This window comes from Bacillus sp. BML-BC051 (genome assembly GCF_019656175.1).
Classification (GTDB): domain Bacteria; phylum Bacillota; class Bacilli; order Bacillales; family Bacillaceae_G; genus Bacillus_A; species Bacillus_A mobilis.
Map to the genome: position 1 here is coordinate 166,686 of NZ_BPLI01000015.1, position 20,811 is coordinate 187,496.

Here is a 20,811-nt window from a genome sequence, read left to right on the forward strand (position 1 = left end):
TATTCATTTTATTATTGTTATAATTTTTCGTCAATTTTTAACCATTTAGATGGTGTTGACATAATAAAAATTAAGCGTTACAATAACTATAAATTAGTAAGTAACTAATATAATTAATTCTAACTAGAGGTGAATCAAATGAAAAACATTTTATTCCGTATTAACGAATTATCAAAAAAAGAAAAAGCATCTGGATTAACAGTTGATGAAAAACAAGAGCAACAAATGTTGCGTCAAAACTATACAAAAACATTTCGTGGAAGCTTAGATTCCATTTTATTAAACACAAAAATTGTTGATCAACATGGTCTTAACGTTACACCAGCTGCATTACAAGATGCTCAAATACGTTTAAAATTAAGCAAATGAAATTAAAGCGAGAAAAACAATCTTATAAAACATAAAAAGAGCCGGAATTCCTATTTAGAAATTCCAGCTCTTTTTATTGTCTTTTCTAATTTAGCATATGAACGATACATCGCAATTCTCCACGATACAATCATCGCAAATGCGAGTAAGAAAAACATTCCACTTAACTGTGCTAAATCAATTGATTGACTTAAATATGATTTTAACGCTACTCGTACAGCCAATAATGCGACTAAAATAAATATGAATGCTTTTGACGGTTTCATAAATATATGTTCGGCCCTTATTTCGAGCTTAGTTGTTTTAATTAGAAATATAGAGAAAATAAGTCCTACACTAATTGCCTCTACTATTTCTAACGATGTTAATCGAAACTCTGGTAAGAAGTACATCATTGCACCAGTACTCATAAAAATTGGCGGTAATATAATTTTCTTTTTCGTTACCGGTTTTTTCGCTGCTTTAAAGCGCAGAAACATGACACCAACAGCCATACAAACCGCTACAATACTTGATAAAAGTGCTATCATACTCTCCCCACTCCTATCTATTTCACAGACTTTTTGAGCAAAATCATAAACCAAACGAGCCCGATACTTATAATAACATGACCTAATCCAGCCATATGGCTTAAACCGTTAAAGTCAGTTCCATTTACTTGTAGAAGACCTCTCCATAGCATTGTAGCAATAGTAAAAATTAATCCTACATTATAAACAACAAACCATGCACGAAAGCTCTTTGTTTCTTGTACATGAAATACTTTACATAAAGCTAAAGCAATTAAACAGAATACGAAACCGAGCACTAATACATGTGTATGCACCAATTGCAACATTGTGGATCCTTTAATTCCTTGTGCTTTCGTATACTCTCTTGCAAATACTCCTGATAATAAACCAATAATTAAGTAAATGAATGCCGCATTATATAATCTCTTCATTCTATTCCTCCTGTTGTAAACTTTCTATATTCGCTGCAATTATTTTAAGCAAAGTTTATGAACGGAATATGAACAAAATATTACATTCAATTTTTGAAAATAAAAAAGCCATCCCACAATTCATATTTGTGGAATGGCTTTTCAACTTATTTTAAATCTTCTATCGAGAAAGCGCCTGGAAGTAATTGCTCAACAGTCACTTCTTTTTCATCGCCTTTTACATTCGTTAGTAAAACTGGCATTTTCGGTTCACAGAATTCAGCTATTACTTGTCTACAAGCACCACATGGTGAAATCGGTCCATCCGTTTCGCCTGTAATAACTAAGTAACTAAAATCGCGTTCACCTTCTGATACTGCTTTAAAGATCGCTGTTCTTTCTGCACAGTTACATAAACCATAAGAAGCATTTTCTATATTACAACCAGTATAGATTTTACCTTCTTTCGTAACTAACGCTGCACCAACAGGAAATTTTGAATACGGAATATATGCTTTTGCTAACATCTTATTTGCTTCTTCAATACATTTTTTCTTATCCATATTATTTCCTCCTCAAAGTAAATGTGATTATGATTAATCAGTAATCACTGTATGAACTAATTTAGGTGCTACTGCTGTTTCAGCGATAGAAATGTTCTCATAGATTTTTGCTTTTACATCTTCTACATTTTCACGATTTGCATAGATCGTTACGAATGGCTCGCCTTCTTTTACTGCATCGCCAACTTTTTTACGTAACATTAATCCTACCGCTAAATCGATTTCATCTTCTTTCGTTGCACGGCCAGCACCTAGTAACATAGCTGCAATACCAATCTCATCTGCAACAATGTTAGAAATAACACCTGAAGTTTTTGCAGGTACATCAATTACATACTTCGCCTGTGGCATTTTTTCTGGATTGTCTACAATTGAGCTATCTCCGCCTTGATTACTTAAGAACTCTTTAAACTTCTCAGTTGCTTTTCCGTTTTTCATAACTTCAATTAGCATTTCACGAGCTTCTTCTAGTGTATTTGCTTTTTTCGCAAGTACGACCATTTGACTTCCTAATACAAGTACTAATTCTGTTAAATCTTCTGGACCTTCACCTTTTAACGTATCAATCGCTTCTTTCACTTCTAGAGCGTTACCAATAGCAAATCCAAGCGGTTGTGACATATCTGAAATAACCGCCATAGTTTGACGTCCTACATTATTTCCGATACGTACCATTGCATGTGCTAATTCTTTTGCATCTTCTTCTGTTTTCATAAATGCGCCAGCACCTGTTTTTACATCAAGTACGATCGCGTCAGCACCAGCTGCAATTTTTTTACTCATAATTGAACTTGCGATTAAAGGAATTGAGTTTACTGTTCCTGTTACATCGCGTAATGCATAAATCTTTTTATCGGCAGGTGTTAAGTTTCCTGTTTGTCCAATAACAGCAACTTTGTCACGGTTTACAATATCAATGAACTGTTCTTTCGTAATTTCAACGTGGAATCCTTCTACCGCTTCTAATTTATCAATTGTTCCGCCTGTATGTCCTAAACCACGACCAGACATTTTTGCTACCGGTACATCTAAAGCAGCTACTAATGGCCCTAATACTAATGTTGTTGTATCACCAACACCGCCAGTTGAATGTTTGTCTACTTTAATTCCTTCAATTGCTGATAAGTCGATTGTTTCTCCAGACTCCACCATTGCCATCGTTAAATCTGCACGTTCACGATCTGTCATATCTTTAAAGAAGATTGCCATTGCAAGCGCACTCACTTGATAATCAGGGATACTTCCATCTGTATATCCATTAATAAAGAATTTGATTTCTTCAGTCGTTAATTCTTTGCCGTCACGTTTTTTTGCAATAATATCTACCATTCTCATTACAATCACCATTCCTTTTTATATGATATGAATCTGTTAAAATAATAAGCCAACGATTGTTGCTGATAAGAAACTTACTAATGTTGCACCGAAAAGTAATTTCAAACCGAATCTTGCGACTACATTCCCTTGCTTTTCATTTAAGCTCTTAACTGCCCCTGCAATAATTCCAATTGAAGAGAAGTTTGCAAATGAAACTAAGAATACAGATATAATCGCTGTCGTTCTGTCTGAGAAATTAAAGTTTCCTTGTGCTAAATCTGTCATAGCGACAAATTCATTTGATACTAATTTTGTTGCCATAATATTTCCGGCATTAACTGCTTCATGCCAAGGTACACCCATAATAAATGCAAATGGTGCAAATACATAACCAAGGATTTCTTGGAATGAGATACCAATTACACCTTTAAACACTGCATTAATGAATGCGATAAGAGCAACGAAACCAACTAGCATAGCTGCTACTGTAATCGCAACTTTAAATCCATCTATAATGTATTCCCCTAATACTTCAAAGAAAGTCTTTTTCTCTTCTTCTTGTACTTCTAACATATCTTCTTCTTCAGTAACTTCATACGGGTTAATGATAGAAGCGATAATAAAACCACCGAATAAGTTAAGAACTAAAGCGGTTACAACGTATTGCGGTTTTAATAACACCATATATGATCCGACGATAGACATTGAAACGGTAGACATTGCAGATGCACATAATGTATACATTCTTTTCTCTGGCAATAACCCTAATTGTTTCTTAACTGAAATAAACACTTCAGATTGTCCTAAAATCGCAGATGCAACTGCATTATATGATTCTAGTTTCCCCATTCCATTTACTTTACTTAATGCTAGACCGATAGATTTCACAATAATAGGTAATACTTTAATGTGTTGCAAAATACCGATTAAAGCTGATATAAATACGATTGGCATTAATACACTTAAAAAGAACGAAAACTCTTTTTGATTTACTAATCCACCAAATACGAAATTCACACCGTCAGCGGCATATTTTAATAGTTCTCCAAAACCATCTGCTATTCCGCTAATTAATATATTCCCTACACTTGTATTTAATAATAAAAACCCCAAAATAAATTGTAATATAACCATCGTTATGATTGGGCGATATTTGACTTTCTTTCTATTATTACTAGCAAGCCAAGCGATACCTAAAATCAATACGAGGCCAAAAATACCGATTAAGTATTTCATAAGCCGTCTCCTCCCATTCGTATCCGCTTACATTTTTTTCAATTATTAGAGCAATAGATACACAAAGTAAAGTGTATCTATTGCTTTTGACTTCATTAATGATTAGTAGTTATCTGTAGCACCTTTTGCATCATTTAATACGATTGCAACACTAGCACTTGCTCCAACGCGAGAAGCTCCAGCAGCTACCATTTTGTCTGCATCTTCACGTGTACGAACGCCACCAGATGCTTTTACACCAACGTTTGGTCCAACTGTTTTACGCATTAATGCGATGTCTTCAGCAGTTGCTCCGCCAGTTGAGAATCCAGTTGAAGTTTTTACGAAATCAGCACCAGCTTTTACTGATAATTCACAAGCGCGTACTTTCTCTTCATCTGTTAATAGGCAAGTTTCAATGATTACTTTTACAAGAGCTTTTCCTTTTGCTGCTTGTACTACTTCATAAATATCTTTTTCAACAAACTCGTTATCGCCATCTTTTAAAGCGCCTACGTTGATTACCATATCAACTTCAGTTGCACCTTTTGCAATAGCATCTTTTGTTTCGAAAGCTTTTGTTTCAGTAGTGCTTGCTCCTAATGGGAAACCGATTACAGTACAAACATCTACGTCATGTCCAGCTAATTCTTCAGCAGCTAGCTTCACCCATGTAGGATTAATACAAACAGAAGCGAATTTATATTCCTTTGCTTCTTCGATTACTTTCATAACATCTTCTTTAGTAGTATTAGCTTTTAAAATTGTATGGTCAATTAACTTTGCAATATTCATTATCTTCACTCCTCATATCTTTTAACAACTTCATTCTAACTCTTAGTTGAACAAATGTAAATACACTTTTGAAATTTTGTTCATTCTTTTTTAGAAGGGAATCTCTTGTAGTAAATAAAGCACATTCTAACTAAGAAACACTTCATATATAAAATGAAAACTTTTATATTAACAATGGTAGTATGTATCTCAATATCCATAATTATTTTAAAAAAGGCAATTTGTATTCAAAAACACTCCATAATTCATACATAACAAAATAAAAGGCTTTCTCAAAATTAACATCTTGAGAAAGCCTTTTATTTCTAATCTTTTTTATAATGTAACAGTTCTTTTGCTGTATGCTGATCTATAATTAATACATTTGCATACCCGCCACGTAACGCACCATCAATTGCTTTTATTTTTCTATTACCACCTGCAACTAAAATAGAACGTTTCTTTAATTTCAGTTCCTCTAACTCAATTCCAATTGTACGCTGATTAATTTCTTCGCTACTAATATTTCCGTCTCCATCAAAGAAACGTGAACAAATGTCACCGACCGATTGTTTTTTGAGTAAACTTGTTTCATCCTTATCGAAATAACCTAATCGGAATAATAGCGCTTCGTCTCGCACTGTTCCTACAGTGAAAATTGCAATATTCGCTTGTTTCCCCATTTCGATAATGTGATGAATATGTCGATCCTGCTCTACTAATTCCTTTGTCACTGCATTATCAAATATTACTGGAAGGGGTAGATTTCTTGGCGTCGTTTGAAAAGCATCTGCAAATAAAGCAATGGTCTCATTCGCATATGTATTTACACTCGAATGACTAATACCACCTTTTAACTGGACAACTTCTACACCTTTTACATGTTGTGGTACGATTTTTCTAGCGATTTCATACATCGTCATTCCCCAGCTTACACCAACGATATCACCAGTTTTAACCGTTTTTTCCATATACTCTGCTGCATATTTACTAATATACTCTGTAATCGTTGCATATTCTGGTACTGGAGAAAATACGACATGTGCCTCTAACAAATTGTACTTTTCTTTCAGTAAATTTCCAACGTTATCTAAATCAGCAAATGGATCGGCTATACTAATTTGAACAAATCCTTTTTCTTTCGCGTACTTTAATAGTCTAGAAATTGTCGGTCTTGAAATATTTAATTTATTAGCAATTTCTTGCTGACTATAATCTGACTGATAATATAATCTTGCAACTTCAACGCTTAATTGTTGTTTATCTTTATCCATAGTAACTCGTTACATATCCTTTCCTGTATTTCCTTTTCGTTACAAGCATTATACAGCTTTATGCAAGAAATTTCGACTACTGAATTTTATCCGCCTATACTGCTACTTCCCTTAATATATGCAATGACACTTTAATCAATGTTTTTTGTCCATCCCCCTACCGATTATCAGCCCAATCCCCATAATGTAAGATTTTTTCTTATAAAACAAACCGGTCAGGTTATTGAGGAACTTATTTTTAACGTTCAAATTAGATACGTGTATAAAATTAGTATGAAGGTGTAAAATCAATTGTAAAATGGTAGTTTTAGAATAAGTAAATAAGAGAAATAACCACTATTGATTATTTCTCTTTTCATATACATATTTATTTTTGGAAAAACAATCTCACTCCAAATACTAATAATACTGCTCCCGTAACACCCTCTATTGTACGGTTCACTCTTTCTTTTCTTAGAAAAGTTCTTAATTGGCGTATGAGTGAGATATAAAGTAAATACCATATTGCTGTCAAAGTCGTAAATGTGACTCCTAATAAAAGAAATTGGAGGAAATGATTTTGATTACTCACAATAAATTGGGGTAAAAAACTAAGGAAAAACACAGCAGTTTTTGGATTTAAAATTGCCGTAGTAAATCCTTGTCTAAAGCTTTTAATTGCCCCAATATCCTTAGAGTCCATTTCTACTGAACCTAATATATCTTCTTTTTTATGTAAGGCACTTTTAATTGACTTTACAGCTAAGTAAATTAAATAAAAAGCCCCAGCATATTTTATAAATGTAAATAACATAGCAAATTTCATTAGGATAGCAGAGAGTCCTAACGTAGCCATTATTGTATGAATCATCATTCCAGATATCGTTCCTAAAACAGTCTTTATCCCACCATTTTTACCATGTGAGATAGTGTTTTTTGTAACTAGTGCAAAACCAGGACCAGGCATCATTATGATTAACATTGCTGTAAGGATAAATAATAGATAATTTTCCATGTTCCAGTATTTCCTTTCCAATTTTTAGTTTTGCTTACATTATAACTTTTTTCATTAAAACATTACATATAAAAAGCTTGTTCAGAAGTTTATCTAGGGTATTAGTATCGATTTGATTAAACATTACCCTAAAACTACATGAATAAAAAACATGACAAATTTAAATATCAAATTACAAGTCCAACTTTCACAAAAAACAGGATAAAAAAATAAACAGCGGAACTAGTCCACTGTTTACTTCGCCACGCCTTCATGTAATTTTTCTGTATAATCTTTTACATCTTTCCAGCTATCTTTCGCTGTATGTAAGTCTTCTTTTATAAACGTAAATTCTTCAGGGCTGATTCCTTTTACGTTTTGTAATAAGTTATTATATTTTGCCCCTACTGTATACCATTGATTTGATATATTTTGCAGTGCTGTAATTGCTGCATCAATCGTTTCAGTCATATTTGTTGTTTTATTTTTTACATCTGTCAAAATTGCGACTTCTGCTTGTGCGCCAGAAATTCTATCCTTTAAATTAGCGATTTCTCTTTCTGCATTTGCGATATCTTTTTTCGCAACGGCAATCATCGGTCCGCCAGCAAGGCATGTTATTAACGCTACGCAAAGTACACCACCAGCAATGACCATATCATTACTCTTTTTGATTGAATCGTTATATGTATTGATTTGTTGCTCTAGAGCTGGGATACCGGCATTCGTACTTGCTAAAATCGCTGTTAATTGATTTGTATCCTCTTTAAAACGATTTGTGTCTTTCGCCATTCTATCGCGAAAAGCTTTCAAATCCCCTAATAATACATCTACCTCATTTTGATTCTTTACAATATCCGCATACAACTTTTCTAAATCCGCTTTTAATTTTCCGCTATCCTTTTGATCAATCGCTATTAACATGCTATTATAATAAGCTTGAAAAATATTATTGTAATTAATAATATTTTGATCTGTTTTCATAATTTGCGGCTTCATATAATTTAACCAATATGCCGCGTTAATTTTTGCATCTCTTTGGTGCTGAATCATATTTCCTTTAAACTCACTATTAATGGAACTTATTTTACTTAAATCAGTCTCTTGTTGATTTTGAATTAATTTTGCATATGAATCCATTGCAAATATGCTCGATGTCGTTTGTGCCATTACATCTTGGAACCCCGCTGGCCCGAGAGAATAATTTTTCACACTTTCTTGCAATGTTGTTACGTTCTGTTCTGCTGCAAAAGGATGTAAAGGTAATGCGTTACTCGTTGCCACCCCAGCAATCATTAACGTTATAAGGCATTTTTTATAAAATCTTTTCTGCATACTTTTCACCTATTTTCTTTATAAGGGTATAAAGTGAAACTTTAATCAGTGGGGGTCTTACTGCCCATTAAAGTGGGATAAAAAGCTCCTGCTCACAACTGAACAGGAGCTTCAAACCATTCATCAATACTTAACGCTCTAACGATTCCTATTCGATTATGCTTTTTTCGTATCTACTACTTTAATATCTTCCGCATAAATCTTTTCTGCATAGTCTTTAATATTTTTCCAGCTATCTTTCGCAATGTTTAAATCTTCTTTAATGAAAACAAGGTCATTTGGACTAATTGAATCTACATTTTGAAGTAAAGAATTGTATTTTGATCCCATTGTGTACCATTGGTTTGAAATGTTTTGCAACGCTGTAATTGCAGTATCAATTGTATTTGTTAAATACTCCGTTTGTGTTTTAATGTTCGTTAACCCAGCTACTTCTAATTGAGCAGTTGTAACTTGTCCTGTTATTTTTTGAATTTCAGCTTGTGCATTATCAAGCTCTTTCTTCGCTAATACGATACCAGCTGTACCACCGCCTACTGCTGCTGCACCACCTGCAATTAACGCGACTCCTAGCGGCGTTCCTGCACCTGTAGCAATAACTACTGCACCACCAATAATTGCAATTGGCCCTAGTGCTGTCGCAACTGATGAACCGATAATAATTGCATTATATTTACTAATCGCTTCATTGTACGTTGTAATTTGATTTTGCAGAAGCGGAATTCCAGCATCTTGACTAGCTAATATAGATGTAATTTGATTTGCATCACCCTTGAAGTTTTGCGTATCGGACGTCATTTTGTTTCGGAATTTCTTCAAGTCTTCTACTAACTGATCTACTTGTGCTTTATTTTCATTAATACTACTTGATAATCTAGTTAAGCCTTTCGTAAGAGTCGCTTTATCTTTTGCATCAACTGCAGCAACTAAAGTATCATAATAGTTTTGGAATTTCGTATTGTAGTTAATGATATTTTGATTCGTTGAAATAAGCTGTGGTTTTAGTACATCTAACCATTGCTTCGCATTTCCTCTAGCTGTATCTTGGTGCTGAATCACTTTTCCTTTTAAAGCAGCATCAACAGACGATACATTACCAAAGTTAACATTCCCTTGTTTAATAATTGTTAAAGCGTACAGATCCATTACTAAAGCGTTTGAACCTGTTCTTTCCATTGCATCTTTTAAGCCTTCTGGTCCTAATGAGTATTCTTCATAGTCATTATAAGCTTTTGCTACCGCATGAATTGGAGCTTGTTTCACTGTACTTTCAGCTGCATACGTATGAGCCGGCATAATATTTCCTGCTGCAAATACTGCCATAAGTGCTGATAGAGCCATTACTTTATAAGGTTTTTTTGTCATTTGTCTTCTCTCCCTATATCGTTACTTATTTTTAATGTACTTCAACATTTGTAACGTAATCTTCAAATTGATTCGTTTGTTTATTCATTTCATCACTTACTTTTTTAATTTGATTGAAATGTTTTTGAAGTAAACTACTGTCTGTATATGTGCCTTCTTCAACATTCTTTTGAATTTGGATCATATTATTATTTAAAACTTTCCAATCCGTTAATAACGTTTCTAAAGTTAAGATTTGACGATCGATTAGTTCTGTAAAGCTACTTACTTGATCTTCAATGAATGTAATTTGTGTCGCCTCTGCTTCAGTTTGTGATAACTTTTGAATAAGTGGTAGTAGCTCTTTCTGCTTTTGTTGAATGCGAAGAGCTGCTTCTCTCGTTTGACTATCTGCAGCATTTACAATTTCATTACTTAAAGTACCGATAGAAACGAAATCAATTGTCTTCGTTTGTGCAGTTTGATTTGTAATTGTAAATACTTGTTTACCGATATTAATAGAACCTTTAATAATTTCTTGCGGTCTATTCAAAATAGTCGTTAACTCTGCTTGAATTTCCCCTTGAATTCTTTTAATATCTTCTCTTAATTTCACAATATCTCCACTTGATCCTTGCAGTGTTTTTATTGCTTCATCAGCTTTAATAGATAAGTTGCTACTATCTTTATCTAATACCGTTTTAAATCGATTTAACTCTAATAAATCTTGCTCCATACTCTCTTGAATGCTTTGTACTTGCAATTGTAATTTTCCATATGCACCTGTAAAATCTGCTTTTGCTTGTTCATCTTCATTTACGTTTCCTGCTAGTTCATAGAGCTTACTATAATAGCTATTAAATCTAGTACTGTATCTCATCATCTCTTGATTTAAATCGATTAACTTCGGGTTATATTCATCGATCCACTCTCTTACATTTGCCTTTGCAAACTTTTGATGATTCGTCAAACTACTCATCGCATTCACCTTAATGTCTGGCTGTTGTAAAATAACTAATCCGTATGCTTGTATAAGCGGTGACTGTGATCCTAACATTCTAATTGAATTGGATAATGTATTTGGAGCAATTACATTTTGTGCATATACTGTTTTCACTTCTGTTTGCCCCTCCTTAGCGTAAGCGCTTACAGGAATGAAGCAACTCGTAGATACTGCCGTAACCAATAACCCTGTAATTAAAGTCTTTTTCACTTTAACTCCTCCTATGTATTAGTAACTATTACTATCGCATTTTATTATTCTATTTTCTTACACATAATTTGAGATGGTTAAAATAGAGAACGTTCTCACCGCGATCCATGTATGAACCACCTCTCTCAACTTTTATTGCTACAGTACTTACTTATTGTTATAAAACATTTCATAACTTTTCATATGTGGTTAGTATGAATAAGGTTGTATAAAATTTCTCTTTTACCACAATTCCCACATTCGTACAGTGAATATATTACACAGAAATATTATTCATTTTAAAATATTTTTCGTACAGAAGTATGAAATTTCGTTTTGTTTTCATATAAGTTTTGTACTGTAAGGTCATTTAAACACAGCTATTTATACAACGTAAAGAAGTATTTTCATTCCCTTTATTTTCAAGCTTTCCCGTCCTTATTTCAAAATATAATCCGCTTCACTTTTCCAATTGAAATATCCATATATCACAACAAAAACCTCTACGTACTTATAGATATAAAAATTATATTAATATACTTTTTAAGGTCGTATGCAATTATGCATAGCGCATACACAAAAAGGATAGCTTCACTTTCATGAAGCTATCCTTAAAAAACCTTCTTACTTTTTCAAATGATATGGAACTGTCGTAATAACAACATTTCTTTTATAAAGTAAATACGCACGAATGAGTAAACTAGACTGGTTATGAAGAATGTTATGCCAACCTTTTTTCGGTATGAACTGTGGTATAACAACCGTAACTCGGTAATTTGATTCACTCGCTTTATATTGCACTGTATCAATAAACTTTGTTAGCGGTTGAAGAATACTTCTATAATGAGAATGTAACGTAACAAGTCTTACTTCAGGTTGCCACTTCTTCCATTTCTCTTCAAATTTCTTTTCCTCTTCTCTGTCAAAAGCAACATATACAGCGATAACTTGATCTGCAGAAAGAGACTTCGCATAGTTCAACGAATTTTCTACCACATGTGTCATACCAGCCACAGGAACGACAATTACATTTCCTTCAATCGGAACAATTCTCTCACAAGTTTTTAAACTTAATTGATCGCCTACTGCATCATAATGCTTCTTAATTCGGTGGAACAGGAATATGATTGCAGGTAAGAAAATAAGGATCGACCAAACTTGTGCGAATTTAGTTAAAAAGAACATACTCATTACGATAAAACTAATGACTGCTCCAATTAAATTGACCGTTAATCTCAAAGCCCATCCTTCAGGTTTTTCACGAAGCCATTTTAATACCATACCCGTTTGAGAAAGGGTAAACGGAATAAATACACCTACTGCGTATAACGGAATTAAATGTTCCGTTTGTCCTTGGAAAGCTACAATTAAAATAATCGATGCGATTCCAAGTATAATAATTCCGTTTGAGTATCCTAGTCGGTCTCCTCTAATCATAAACATTCTCGGTATAAACTTGTCTTTTGCAAGGTTGACTGCTAATAGTGGAAATGCAGAATAACCTGTATTAGCAGCAAGAATTAATATTAAAGCAGTTGTACCTTGTATGAAATAGTACATGAAATTACGTCCAAAAGTTTGTTCAGCAATTTGTGAAACAACCGTTACTTCTTTACTTGGATTAATTCCGTAATAATAAGCTAAAAAGACAATTCCTGAAAATAAAACGGCAAGTAATGCACCCATTGCAAGCAATGTTTTCGCTGCATTGTTTGGTGCAGGATCTTTAAAGTTTGGAATTGCGTTGGAGATCGCCTCAACACCTGTTAAAGCAGAGCTTCCTGAAGCAAATGCTCGTAGCAGTAAGAACAAACTAATTCCTGCAACTGGTGTTCCAATTGGCGTGTGTAATGTCGGTGAAACTTGACCAGTTATAATATTATAAATACCTACACCAATTAATATAAATAGTGCTAGAACAAATAAATAAACAGGATATGCTAAAACGGAAGCCGATTCCGTTACCCCTCTTAAATTTAAAATAGTAATAAATATAACAAATATAATCGCAATGATTACATTATGTGCATGTAAACTAGGAAAAGCTGATGTAAGCGCATCTGTACCTGCTGATACACTTACTGCAACAGTTAAAATATAATCGACTAATAAAGACCCTCCAGCTATTAACCCCGGATTCATCCCTAAATTTTCTTTTGATACAACATACGCTCCTCCGCCATGCGGATAAGCGAAAATAATTTGTCGATAAGATAAAATAAGAGCAGTTAATAACACTAATACCCCAACAGCTATCGGAATGGAATACCAATAAGCTATTGCCCCAAGACCTGCTAATGCAATTAAAATTTGCTCCGGTCCGTATGCAACCGATGACAATGCGTCAGAAGATAATATGGCTAACGCCTTCGTTTTATTAAGCTTTTGCTCTCCTAACTCAGTTGATTTTAACGGCCTTCCAATTAAAAACTTTTTGATAGATGAAACCACTGCTGTCCACTCTCCAATAATTTTGTACGAACTTTTCTGCTAGTTACAGCCGATAAACGATTTCTTCAGAAAACAAAAAATGTCTACAAGCCATAACGAAATAGACTTGTAGACATTATATTTTTTGTCGCACAAGCTCCACCTTCCTTCTCAATATAACGCTTACGAGGTTAGCTGTCGGATTCGGGCCTATGAGTAGCCCTACCTTTTTCAAGGATTCACCCCATTGGATTAAGAACTAATCCATAAGAACGGGTCCCCCGTACCATGCGGTTTCAGCGATTTAGAAAATTGAAACTGTGGATTATAATACTCCTTTATTTTCAAAATGTAAACAAAAATTTTTGAAAAGAAAAAATTTAAATGATTGCGCATAATCCGCCGGTAAATATACATAATGAATACTAAAAAATTGATAAAGGAGACCCATATGTCTAAAGAAAAGAAGCCTATTTTTTCCGATTCCTATTTAGATGCATTAGCAAATGAAATTAATCAATTATACGGTAAACGTGAACAGGAAATAAATTTGACAGATAGAACGAAAAGAAATAAATAAGTTGTCATAAAAAAAGAAAGCAATACACTTATATATTGCTTTCTTTTTTATTTTTTCATACATCCAATTCTATTGCTGATTTATTAAGGTGCATTTCTTCATACACTTTCAAATTTTGATATACTGCCCCTAATAATGGTGCTTCTATAGAAAACTGTTCTGCTACATCTAGTAAGTATCCTTGTAAATGCTTCCCTTCAATGGACGAACCTTTTTCCATATCACGCTGCATCGATGACTTCATATCATACGAAATTTTATCAATCGTTTTCATATGTTCTTGGGTAATACTATCCTTTACCGGAGCTCCTAATGCCCTCATGATTTGTACAGATTCCTCAAATAAATTTCGGATAAAATCACGTCCACCTTCACTCTCACGAATTGGACCGATTGGCGCACGCATTAATGTTGTCACACCTGACATTACAGTAATAAATAAATATTTATGCCACATATCTTGCGTAATGTTTTCACTTAAAACAAAACTAGATTTCGTACCTGCAAATGCTTTAGAAATATGCTTTATCCTCTCTGAATCTTGAAGCTTCATTTCTCCAAAGACAAGTCTGTTGGCAGCGCTAGTTTGTACAATTTCTCCTTGATCGTTTAACGTCGTCTCGATAAAGCATAAACCGCCAATTACTTTTTCTTCGCCGAATTCCTTTTGTAATAGTAATACATGAGCGATACCATTTAACAATGGAATGATGACAGTATTTTCACCTACAAACGGCTTCAAATCTTGAATTGCCTCGTTTAAGTGATACGCTTTTGTTGAAAATAAAATGACATCAAATGGAGCAGTTCGGTCTTCCTTCGTTATTAATTTCGGTTGGAAGGAAAAATCCCCATTCACACTACGAATAACAAGTCCCGTTTCCTCTAATTGCTGTTTTCTTTTACTGCGGACAAGAAACGTAACATCTTCTCCTTTTTCGACTAATCGCCCTCCAAAAAAGCCTCCGACGCCACCAGCTCCTAATACTAAAATACGCATACAACATCCTCCTTTTCAAAATACATTTTTATAACATTTCGTATACATAACATTATACATGTCCCCTACTAAATAAGCTGAATTTTCATTCTTAATCAAGTATAAAACAGTGGTTATTTTCAAATAAATTTGGGCATGTTGTTTTTATAGCATATATGAAAGGAAACAATGTAAATGGAGGCAATACAAACAATCGAGGAAAAAGATGTAACAACAGCTATATTTCAATTCATATTCCCGTTTTCTTTTAAAACTGGATATGAACAAAATATGTTCCCTTTCTTACAGAAAAATGATTTTCGCCCTTTTCGACTCGATCATCTTGAAAATGAAAATACATACTACGGAAAGTTTCAAGTTTCACATCAAAATATGGAAGCATACTATCTTTCATTTACCAATAAAATACTATTCCCTCACTCAGAGCATCAAAAAGGATTGCAACGCTATTCTAAAGACCTGAACTTAACTGGACACTTAACAACAAATCTTATTTCCGTTCCCTTCAAGATTCATTCTATTGACGTAACACTTTGTCCTTATGAGCTTGGCTTCTTAACAATTCGGACAGAAGTAGAAACCGCTCCAACCATGACATTATCAGAAGCAATCGAATTCGCCGCCCGCTTCCGAGTACTTGAAACTAAAAATGATACAAACGAGACTATTTGTATTGAATGTAATGGAAAACAATATTCACAAGTGGAAAAACTTATATTCGGTGATTTATTTCATGGTGTAACAGACTTCTTTGAGAAAAAGAGATTGCGGAGTTCTTACTTTCAAACATTCCCCTTCTTTGAGGATCAACGAATGTATGTACAAACTTTATTATCCATAAACAAAAAGTCCGACCTTCATGTAATCGATGTATACCGAGCTTCCAGTCTTTCCGGATTAACAGACGATGGCAAGCCCTATATTAGCGCAAATAATCTTCCTTATATTCAAGATTATTTAATAAAACATTCTTATCAAAGGTGGGCTCCTAATCGCTACTTTGTTATGGAAGAACATATTTTCACATGTATAACAAACGAGGGTGAACACGAATTTGCTAAACTTGCTAGTCAAATGTACGGGGAGTTTTATTACGCCTTGTTATTGAATCTATTTCATAAAGTTGTTTTATTAAAAATGGCAAACGCTTATGCCGAGTTAAATATTGAACAAGATACAAATGAAATAGAAAAATTAATTTATTCAATCAATTCATTTACAGCGAATTACTTTTCTTTAGAGCTAGTATCCCAATCACAGAGTGAAGATATTTTCTTCCGCTTAAGAAATCTATTTAACATTGAAGTACTATACTCAAATGCAAAACAAAATCTTGATAGTTTATTTAAATATCAAGAAAATGTCGCTTCTAAAAAAGATAGCCTTTTACTATTAATTTTAACGCTCTACTCTGTAGTAGGCCAAATGTTAGGATTTACAATGATTGACCTTTTAAGAAACACCGATTCAAACAAAATATCGTCACCACTGGAATTTTTCGCACTTTTAATAGCAATTAGCGGTATCGTCATTTCACTTATTTTAGGTGCCCAAAGTTTATACCAATGGAGTCAACAACATAAACGAAGAAAAGCATGGGTGAAACAAACTGTACTTTCTGCTATAAAAGAGAAAGATGATAAGAAGTAACGAAGACTATTTTCAAATTTCAAATACGTGACAGGATTCAGTAAATGAAATTATTATGAGCGATTTTCCGATTATATCGGCGCAACTCAAAATATATCGACTTACCGACAAAAACTACATAGAAAAAGTACTCCAAACTAAAACTTGGAGTACTTTTTTATTACACTAATTCAGCTTACTTCCCTGCTTCAATTTTCTCTAATGCAGCAGCTACTTGCTCTTCCGTTAATTCATGTTGTATTACGTAGCGGTTACGTGGGCTTACACGACATTCATGAGAACATGCACGTAAATATTTCGCTTCGTTTTCTTCAGAACATAAAATCTTCTTATTACATTCTGGATTTGAACAGTTTACATAGCGCTCACAAGGTTCACCTGAGAAGTGGTCTTTACCAACGATAACATGTTCTTTTTGGTTTACTGGTACAGCGATACGCTCATCGAATACGTAACATTGTCCGTCCCAAAGCTCACCTTGTACTTCTGGGTCTTTTCCGTAAGTTACAATACCGCCGTGAAGCTGACTTACATCCTCATAACCTTCACGAACTAACCAACCAGAAAACTTCTCACAACGAATTCCGCCTGTGCAATACGTTAAAATCTTTTTACCTTCAAGTGTTTCTTTGTTTTCTCTGATCCAATCTGGTAATTCACGGAATGATTCAATATCTGGTTTGATCGCACCTTTAAAGTGTCCTAAATCAAACTCATAATCATTTCGTGCATCAATAATAACTGTATCTTCTTGTTTCATTGCCTCATAAAAATCTTTTGGCTCTAAATACTTCCCAGTTATTTCGTGTGGGTTAATGTCATCTTCTAGACGAAGTGTAACTAACTCTGGACGAGGACGTACGTGCATTTTCTTGAATGCATGCCCTTCTTCTTCATCTATTTTAAATACGATACCGTCAAAACGTGGATCGTTGTTCATTGCTTCCATGTATTTCTCTGTTTGCTCTACAGTACCAGAACAAGTTCCGTTAATTCCTTCTTTTGCTACAAGAATTCTACCTTTTAATTCAAGTGAATTACAAAATGCTAAATGCTCTGCCGCGAATTCTTCTGGGTTTTCAATTGTTGTGTACATGTAATATAGTAATACTCTATATGGTTTTGTAGTTGCCAATGTATTTCTACCACCTATCTAATTTTTAAAATCATGTATAAGTTAACGTTCATATCAAAACATATATAATAAGAAAATGAATCCATTTTCTACTCTTTATACTATTTTCTATCAGTTAACAAAAATAAAAAACAAGATTACACACCAAAACCCTGTGGTTATGTTGTAATCCCAATATATTATATATCATACAAATGCAATTCCATCAATTAATATGCTGTATTATCGGCTTTTTGTTCACATAAATTTCAAAAATAGCCCTTTAATTCATTATGTTTCCCCACGTCATCACACCATAAACTCCCAATTTTTTATTACACGACACCATCCATTGCAGCAAGGCATATAATTTGCACTAAGGAAACATTTATGTTCAAATAAAAATATCATCTAATACATCTAAATGTATTGAAATAAACAATAAGAATACTTACAATAATTTCATCAAGTTAACATTTTAAAGGGGAAAACTACTATGAATAAAGATATATCAAAAGATGAACAAGTCCCTTCTCAAAGTACAACTGTTCAATCCGCACACTTAGCTTTAAGTGGCGAAACGAAAGGCTGGAAACGACTGTTACCGTTTTTAGGACCCGCTTTTATCGCATCCGTAGCTTATATTGACCCTGGTAACTTTGCTACAAATATCGCTGCTGGTTCACAATACGGATATTTACTATTATGGGTTATATTCGCTTCTAACTTAATGGCAGTATTAATTCAAACTTTATCAGCTAAGTTAGGAATTGCTACGGGAAATAATTTACCTGAAATAGCTCGCGAACACTTTCCAAAACCTGTGTCTATCGGCTTATGGATACAAGGTGAACTCGTTATTATGGCTACAGATTTAGCTGAATTTATCGGGGCAGCACTCGGATTGTATTTATTATTTGGAATACCTATGTTACCAGCTGCTTTAATTACAGCAGTCGGATCATTTATTATTCTTGAGTTTCAACGCAGAGGATTTCGCCCACTAGAAGCTATTATTACAGGGATGATTTTTATTGTAGTAATAGCATTTGGGATTCAAGTTTTTTATGCAAAACCAGAATTAAGTCCCCTTCTTTCAGGACTATTGATTCCGAAATTCCAAGGTGTAGACAGTATATTACTTGCAGCAGGGATATTAGGCGCAACAGTTATGCCACATGCAATCTATTTACATTCTGCATTGACACAACGCCGCGTGGTTGGAACAACTGATGAACAAAAGAAAAAAATTTTCCGTTTCGAATTTATTGATATCATTATCGCAATGGTTATCGCTGGAGCAATTAATGCGAGTATGTTAATTGTTGCTGCTGCACTATTCTTTAAAAATGGCTTGCATGTTGAAGACCTTAATGTTGCTTTTAATCAGTTCAGTACTTTAGTCGGTCCAGTATCGGCTGCTTTATTTGGAATTGGGCTCTTATCCGCAGGACTATCTAGCTCCTCTGTCGGTACAATGTCAGGTGATATTATTATGCAAGGTTTCATTCGAATGCATATTCCGTTATACTTACGCCGCTTTATTACAATGATTCCACCATTAGTTATTATCGCTTTAGGTGTAAATCCAACTCACGCTCTAGTCATGAGCCAAGTCGTCTTATCATTCGGTATTGCCTTTGCATTAGTACCTCTTATTATGTTTACAAGCAATAAAAAAATTATGGGTGCACTCGTTAACCACCGCATAACAACCTTTATCGCTTGGATCATTGCTGCACTTGTTATCATTTTAAATATTTTCTTACTGTATCAAACATTTGTAGGGTAATAGAAAAAGGTATTCCAATAAAACTGGAATACCTTTTCTTATTGCCATTTATGTATGTACCTCTTTCTGGCATTATCGCACCTTTCTCAGTTCGAAAGTAAAGTGGTAATCCTTCCGAAAAAAACATGCTCACCTTGGATGGATCCTGCCTTTGATGATGAATATGTAAATGCGGCTCACTTGAACTTCCGGAGTTACCGACTTGAGCAAGAACCTCTCCTTCATTTACATGTTGTCCTTCCCTCACATTAATTGATCCTTTTTTTAAATGGGCAAGAATCAAAAATGTCCCTGATTCATCTAGTCGTAAATAAATATGATTCCCCGCCATTGACTGAAAATCATCCTCTCCTGGAACTACATCTTTTTCATCATTATTGATAGATACAACTGTTCCAGAAGCTGGTGCTATCACTTTCGCTCCATATATTCCATAATCCCCTAAATTACTACTTTTCACTTCAGCAGGCGGAATAAGAATATCATACGCCCATCGTTCATTTGGTTTTATAACATGATAGTTCGTTTCTAACCGATCGCCTCCCCAGCCCACTAATGCTCGTTCATTCAAAGGAAAGCGAACGACTACTTTAGGGCTCGTAGAATGCACATCTGCCGGGTAAGCAAGTCTACCAATGTTCGCAAACCATCCTAAAGGCCAAGCTCCAATTATAGAGAAAAGAACGATGAAGAGTAGTGTTCTATCTATTCGCTTTCTGAAAATGCCTTCCCACAAAAATAGTAATACTGATCCTATCAAAATAAAGATTGATACTAAGCTAAAAGCTTGTAAACCCCACCAAACAATGACTGATATAAAGCCTTTAGCTAAATAAACTACACTCCAACTTATAATTAAAAACGCAACTAAAATTACTAATACATATTTCTTCCACATGCTGTATCCCCCCCTCATATCTTTGTTCTACATGATACGAAGTGAAAATTACGACATATAAAAGAAATA

19 protein-coding genes and 1 riboswitch are annotated in these 20,811 nt (G+C 34.1%); of the genes, 4 read left to right on the forward strand and 15 right to left on the reverse strand.

What is annotated here, in order from left to right; genetic code table 11:
* The first annotated feature begins 138 nt into the window (after positions 1-138).
* Positions 139-369: a DUF896 domain-containing protein gene (locus tag K5S59_RS07175; protein ID WP_000789775.1), complete on the forward strand. Its 231-nt coding sequence runs from the start codon at positions 139-141 to the stop codon at positions 367-369.
* Positions 370-419: 50 nt separating this feature from the next.
* Here K5S59_RS07175 and K5S59_RS07180 read toward each other — a convergent pair whose 3' ends face one another.
* The 12 genes from K5S59_RS07180 to K5S59_RS07235 form a co-directional block, all read right to left on the reverse strand.
* The gene (locus K5S59_RS07180) at positions 420-899 is read right to left on the reverse strand and encodes a CcdC family protein (RefSeq protein ID WP_000561062.1); all 480 of its coding nucleotides are present in this window, start codon (positions 897-899) and stop codon (positions 420-422) included.
* Between the two features lie 17 nt (positions 900-916).
* The gene (locus K5S59_RS07185; protein WP_071721767.1) at positions 917-1,312 is read right to left on the reverse strand and encodes a DUF2871 domain-containing protein; all 396 of its coding nucleotides are present in this window, start codon (positions 1,310-1,312) and stop codon (positions 917-919) included.
* A gap of 146 nt (positions 1,313-1,458) precedes the next feature.
* Positions 1,459-1,854, reverse strand: coding sequence for a cytidine deaminase (locus tag K5S59_RS07190; protein ID WP_000358395.1), 396 nt, complete (start codon positions 1,852-1,854; stop codon positions 1,459-1,461).
* A 33-nt stretch (positions 1,855-1,887) separates the two neighbouring features.
* On the reverse strand, positions 1,888-3,189 hold the full coding sequence (locus tag K5S59_RS07195) for a pyrimidine-nucleoside phosphorylase (protein ID WP_001983022.1): 1,302 nt from the start codon (positions 3,187-3,189) through the stop codon (positions 1,888-1,890).
* A gap of 36 nt (positions 3,190-3,225) precedes the next feature.
* Positions 3,226-4,407, reverse strand: a complete 1,182-nt coding sequence (locus tag K5S59_RS07200; protein WP_000876173.1) for a NupC/NupG family nucleoside CNT transporter — start codon at positions 4,405-4,407, stop codon at positions 3,226-3,228.
* A 102-nt stretch (positions 4,408-4,509) separates the two neighbouring features.
* Positions 4,510-5,181 (reverse strand): deoxyribose-phosphate aldolase, encoded by a 672-nt coding sequence (gene deoC, locus K5S59_RS07205; protein ID WP_001017444.1) that lies wholly within the window; start codon positions 5,179-5,181, stop codon positions 4,510-4,512.
* Between the two features lie 305 nt (positions 5,182-5,486).
* The gene (locus tag K5S59_RS07210) at positions 5,487-6,434 is read right to left on the reverse strand and encodes a DNA-binding transcriptional repressor DeoR (RefSeq protein ID WP_000356571.1); all 948 of its coding nucleotides are present in this window, start codon (positions 6,432-6,434) and stop codon (positions 5,487-5,489) included.
* A 367-nt stretch (positions 6,435-6,801) separates the two neighbouring features.
* The gene (locus K5S59_RS07215; RefSeq protein WP_000432998.1) at positions 6,802-7,428 is read right to left on the reverse strand and encodes a LysE family translocator; all 627 of its coding nucleotides are present in this window, start codon (positions 7,426-7,428) and stop codon (positions 6,802-6,804) included.
* A 234-nt stretch (positions 7,429-7,662) separates the two neighbouring features.
* Positions 7,663-8,742 (reverse strand): non-hemolytic enterotoxin NHE subunit C, encoded by a 1,080-nt coding sequence (gene nheC, locus K5S59_RS07220; protein ID WP_001171978.1) that lies wholly within the window; start codon positions 8,740-8,742, stop codon positions 7,663-7,665.
* A 156-nt stretch (positions 8,743-8,898) separates the two neighbouring features.
* Complete coding sequence (gene nheB, locus K5S59_RS07225; protein ID WP_000162961.1) at positions 8,899-10,107, reverse strand: non-hemolytic enterotoxin NHE subunit B; 1,209 nt, start codon at positions 10,105-10,107, stop codon at positions 8,899-8,901.
* Positions 10,108-10,138: 31 nt separating this feature from the next.
* Positions 10,139-11,299, reverse strand: a complete 1,161-nt coding sequence (gene nheA, locus K5S59_RS07230; RefSeq protein WP_098872976.1) for a non-hemolytic enterotoxin NHE subunit A — start codon at positions 11,297-11,299, stop codon at positions 10,139-10,141.
* A gap of 603 nt (positions 11,300-11,902) precedes the next feature.
* Complete coding sequence (locus K5S59_RS07235; RefSeq protein WP_098258293.1) at positions 11,903-13,729, reverse strand: APC family permease; 1,827 nt, start codon at positions 13,727-13,729, stop codon at positions 11,903-11,905.
* Positions 13,730-13,873: 144 nt separating this feature from the next.
* Positions 13,874-14,020: riboswitch (cyclic di-AMP (ydaO/yuaA leader) on the reverse strand.
* Between the two features lie 139 nt (positions 14,021-14,159).
* Between K5S59_RS07235 and K5S59_RS30110 the strand changes: the two genes are divergently transcribed.
* Positions 14,160-14,288, forward strand: coding sequence for a hypothetical protein (locus K5S59_RS30110; protein ID WP_000031869.1), 129 nt, complete (start codon positions 14,160-14,162; stop codon positions 14,286-14,288).
* A 55-nt stretch (positions 14,289-14,343) separates the two neighbouring features.
* Here K5S59_RS30110 and panE read toward each other — a convergent pair whose 3' ends face one another.
* On the reverse strand, positions 14,344-15,288 hold the full coding sequence (gene panE, locus K5S59_RS07240; RefSeq protein WP_001221924.1) for a 2-dehydropantoate 2-reductase: 945 nt from the start codon (positions 15,286-15,288) through the stop codon (positions 14,344-14,346).
* 174 nt (positions 15,289-15,462) lie between these two features.
* Here panE and K5S59_RS07245 point away from each other — a divergent pair, with 174 nt between their 5' ends.
* Positions 15,463-16,938 (forward strand): hypothetical protein, encoded by a 1,476-nt coding sequence (locus tag K5S59_RS07245; protein ID WP_098872975.1) that lies wholly within the window; start codon positions 15,463-15,465, stop codon positions 16,936-16,938.
* A gap of 175 nt (positions 16,939-17,113) precedes the next feature.
* Here the strand turns inward: K5S59_RS07245 and trhO are convergent, their stop codons facing one another.
* Positions 17,114-18,073, reverse strand: a complete 960-nt coding sequence (trhO, locus tag K5S59_RS07250) for an oxygen-dependent tRNA uridine(34) hydroxylase TrhO (protein ID WP_000246222.1) — start codon at positions 18,071-18,073, stop codon at positions 17,114-17,116.
* A gap of 475 nt (positions 18,074-18,548) precedes the next feature.
* On the opposite strand from trhO, the gene K5S59_RS07255 reads away from it, so the two are divergent.
* Complete coding sequence (locus K5S59_RS07255) at positions 18,549-19,844, forward strand: Nramp family divalent metal transporter (protein ID WP_120449841.1); 1,296 nt, start codon at positions 18,549-18,551, stop codon at positions 19,842-19,844.
* Here the strand turns inward: K5S59_RS07255 and K5S59_RS07260 are convergent.
* On the reverse strand, positions 19,801-20,742 hold the full coding sequence (locus K5S59_RS07260) for a M23 family metallopeptidase (protein WP_120449839.1): 942 nt from the start codon (positions 20,740-20,742) through the stop codon (positions 19,801-19,803). The two genes, K5S59_RS07255 and K5S59_RS07260, sit on opposite strands and share 44 nt — an antisense overlap.
* Between the last annotated feature and the right edge of the window lie 69 nt (positions 20,743-20,811).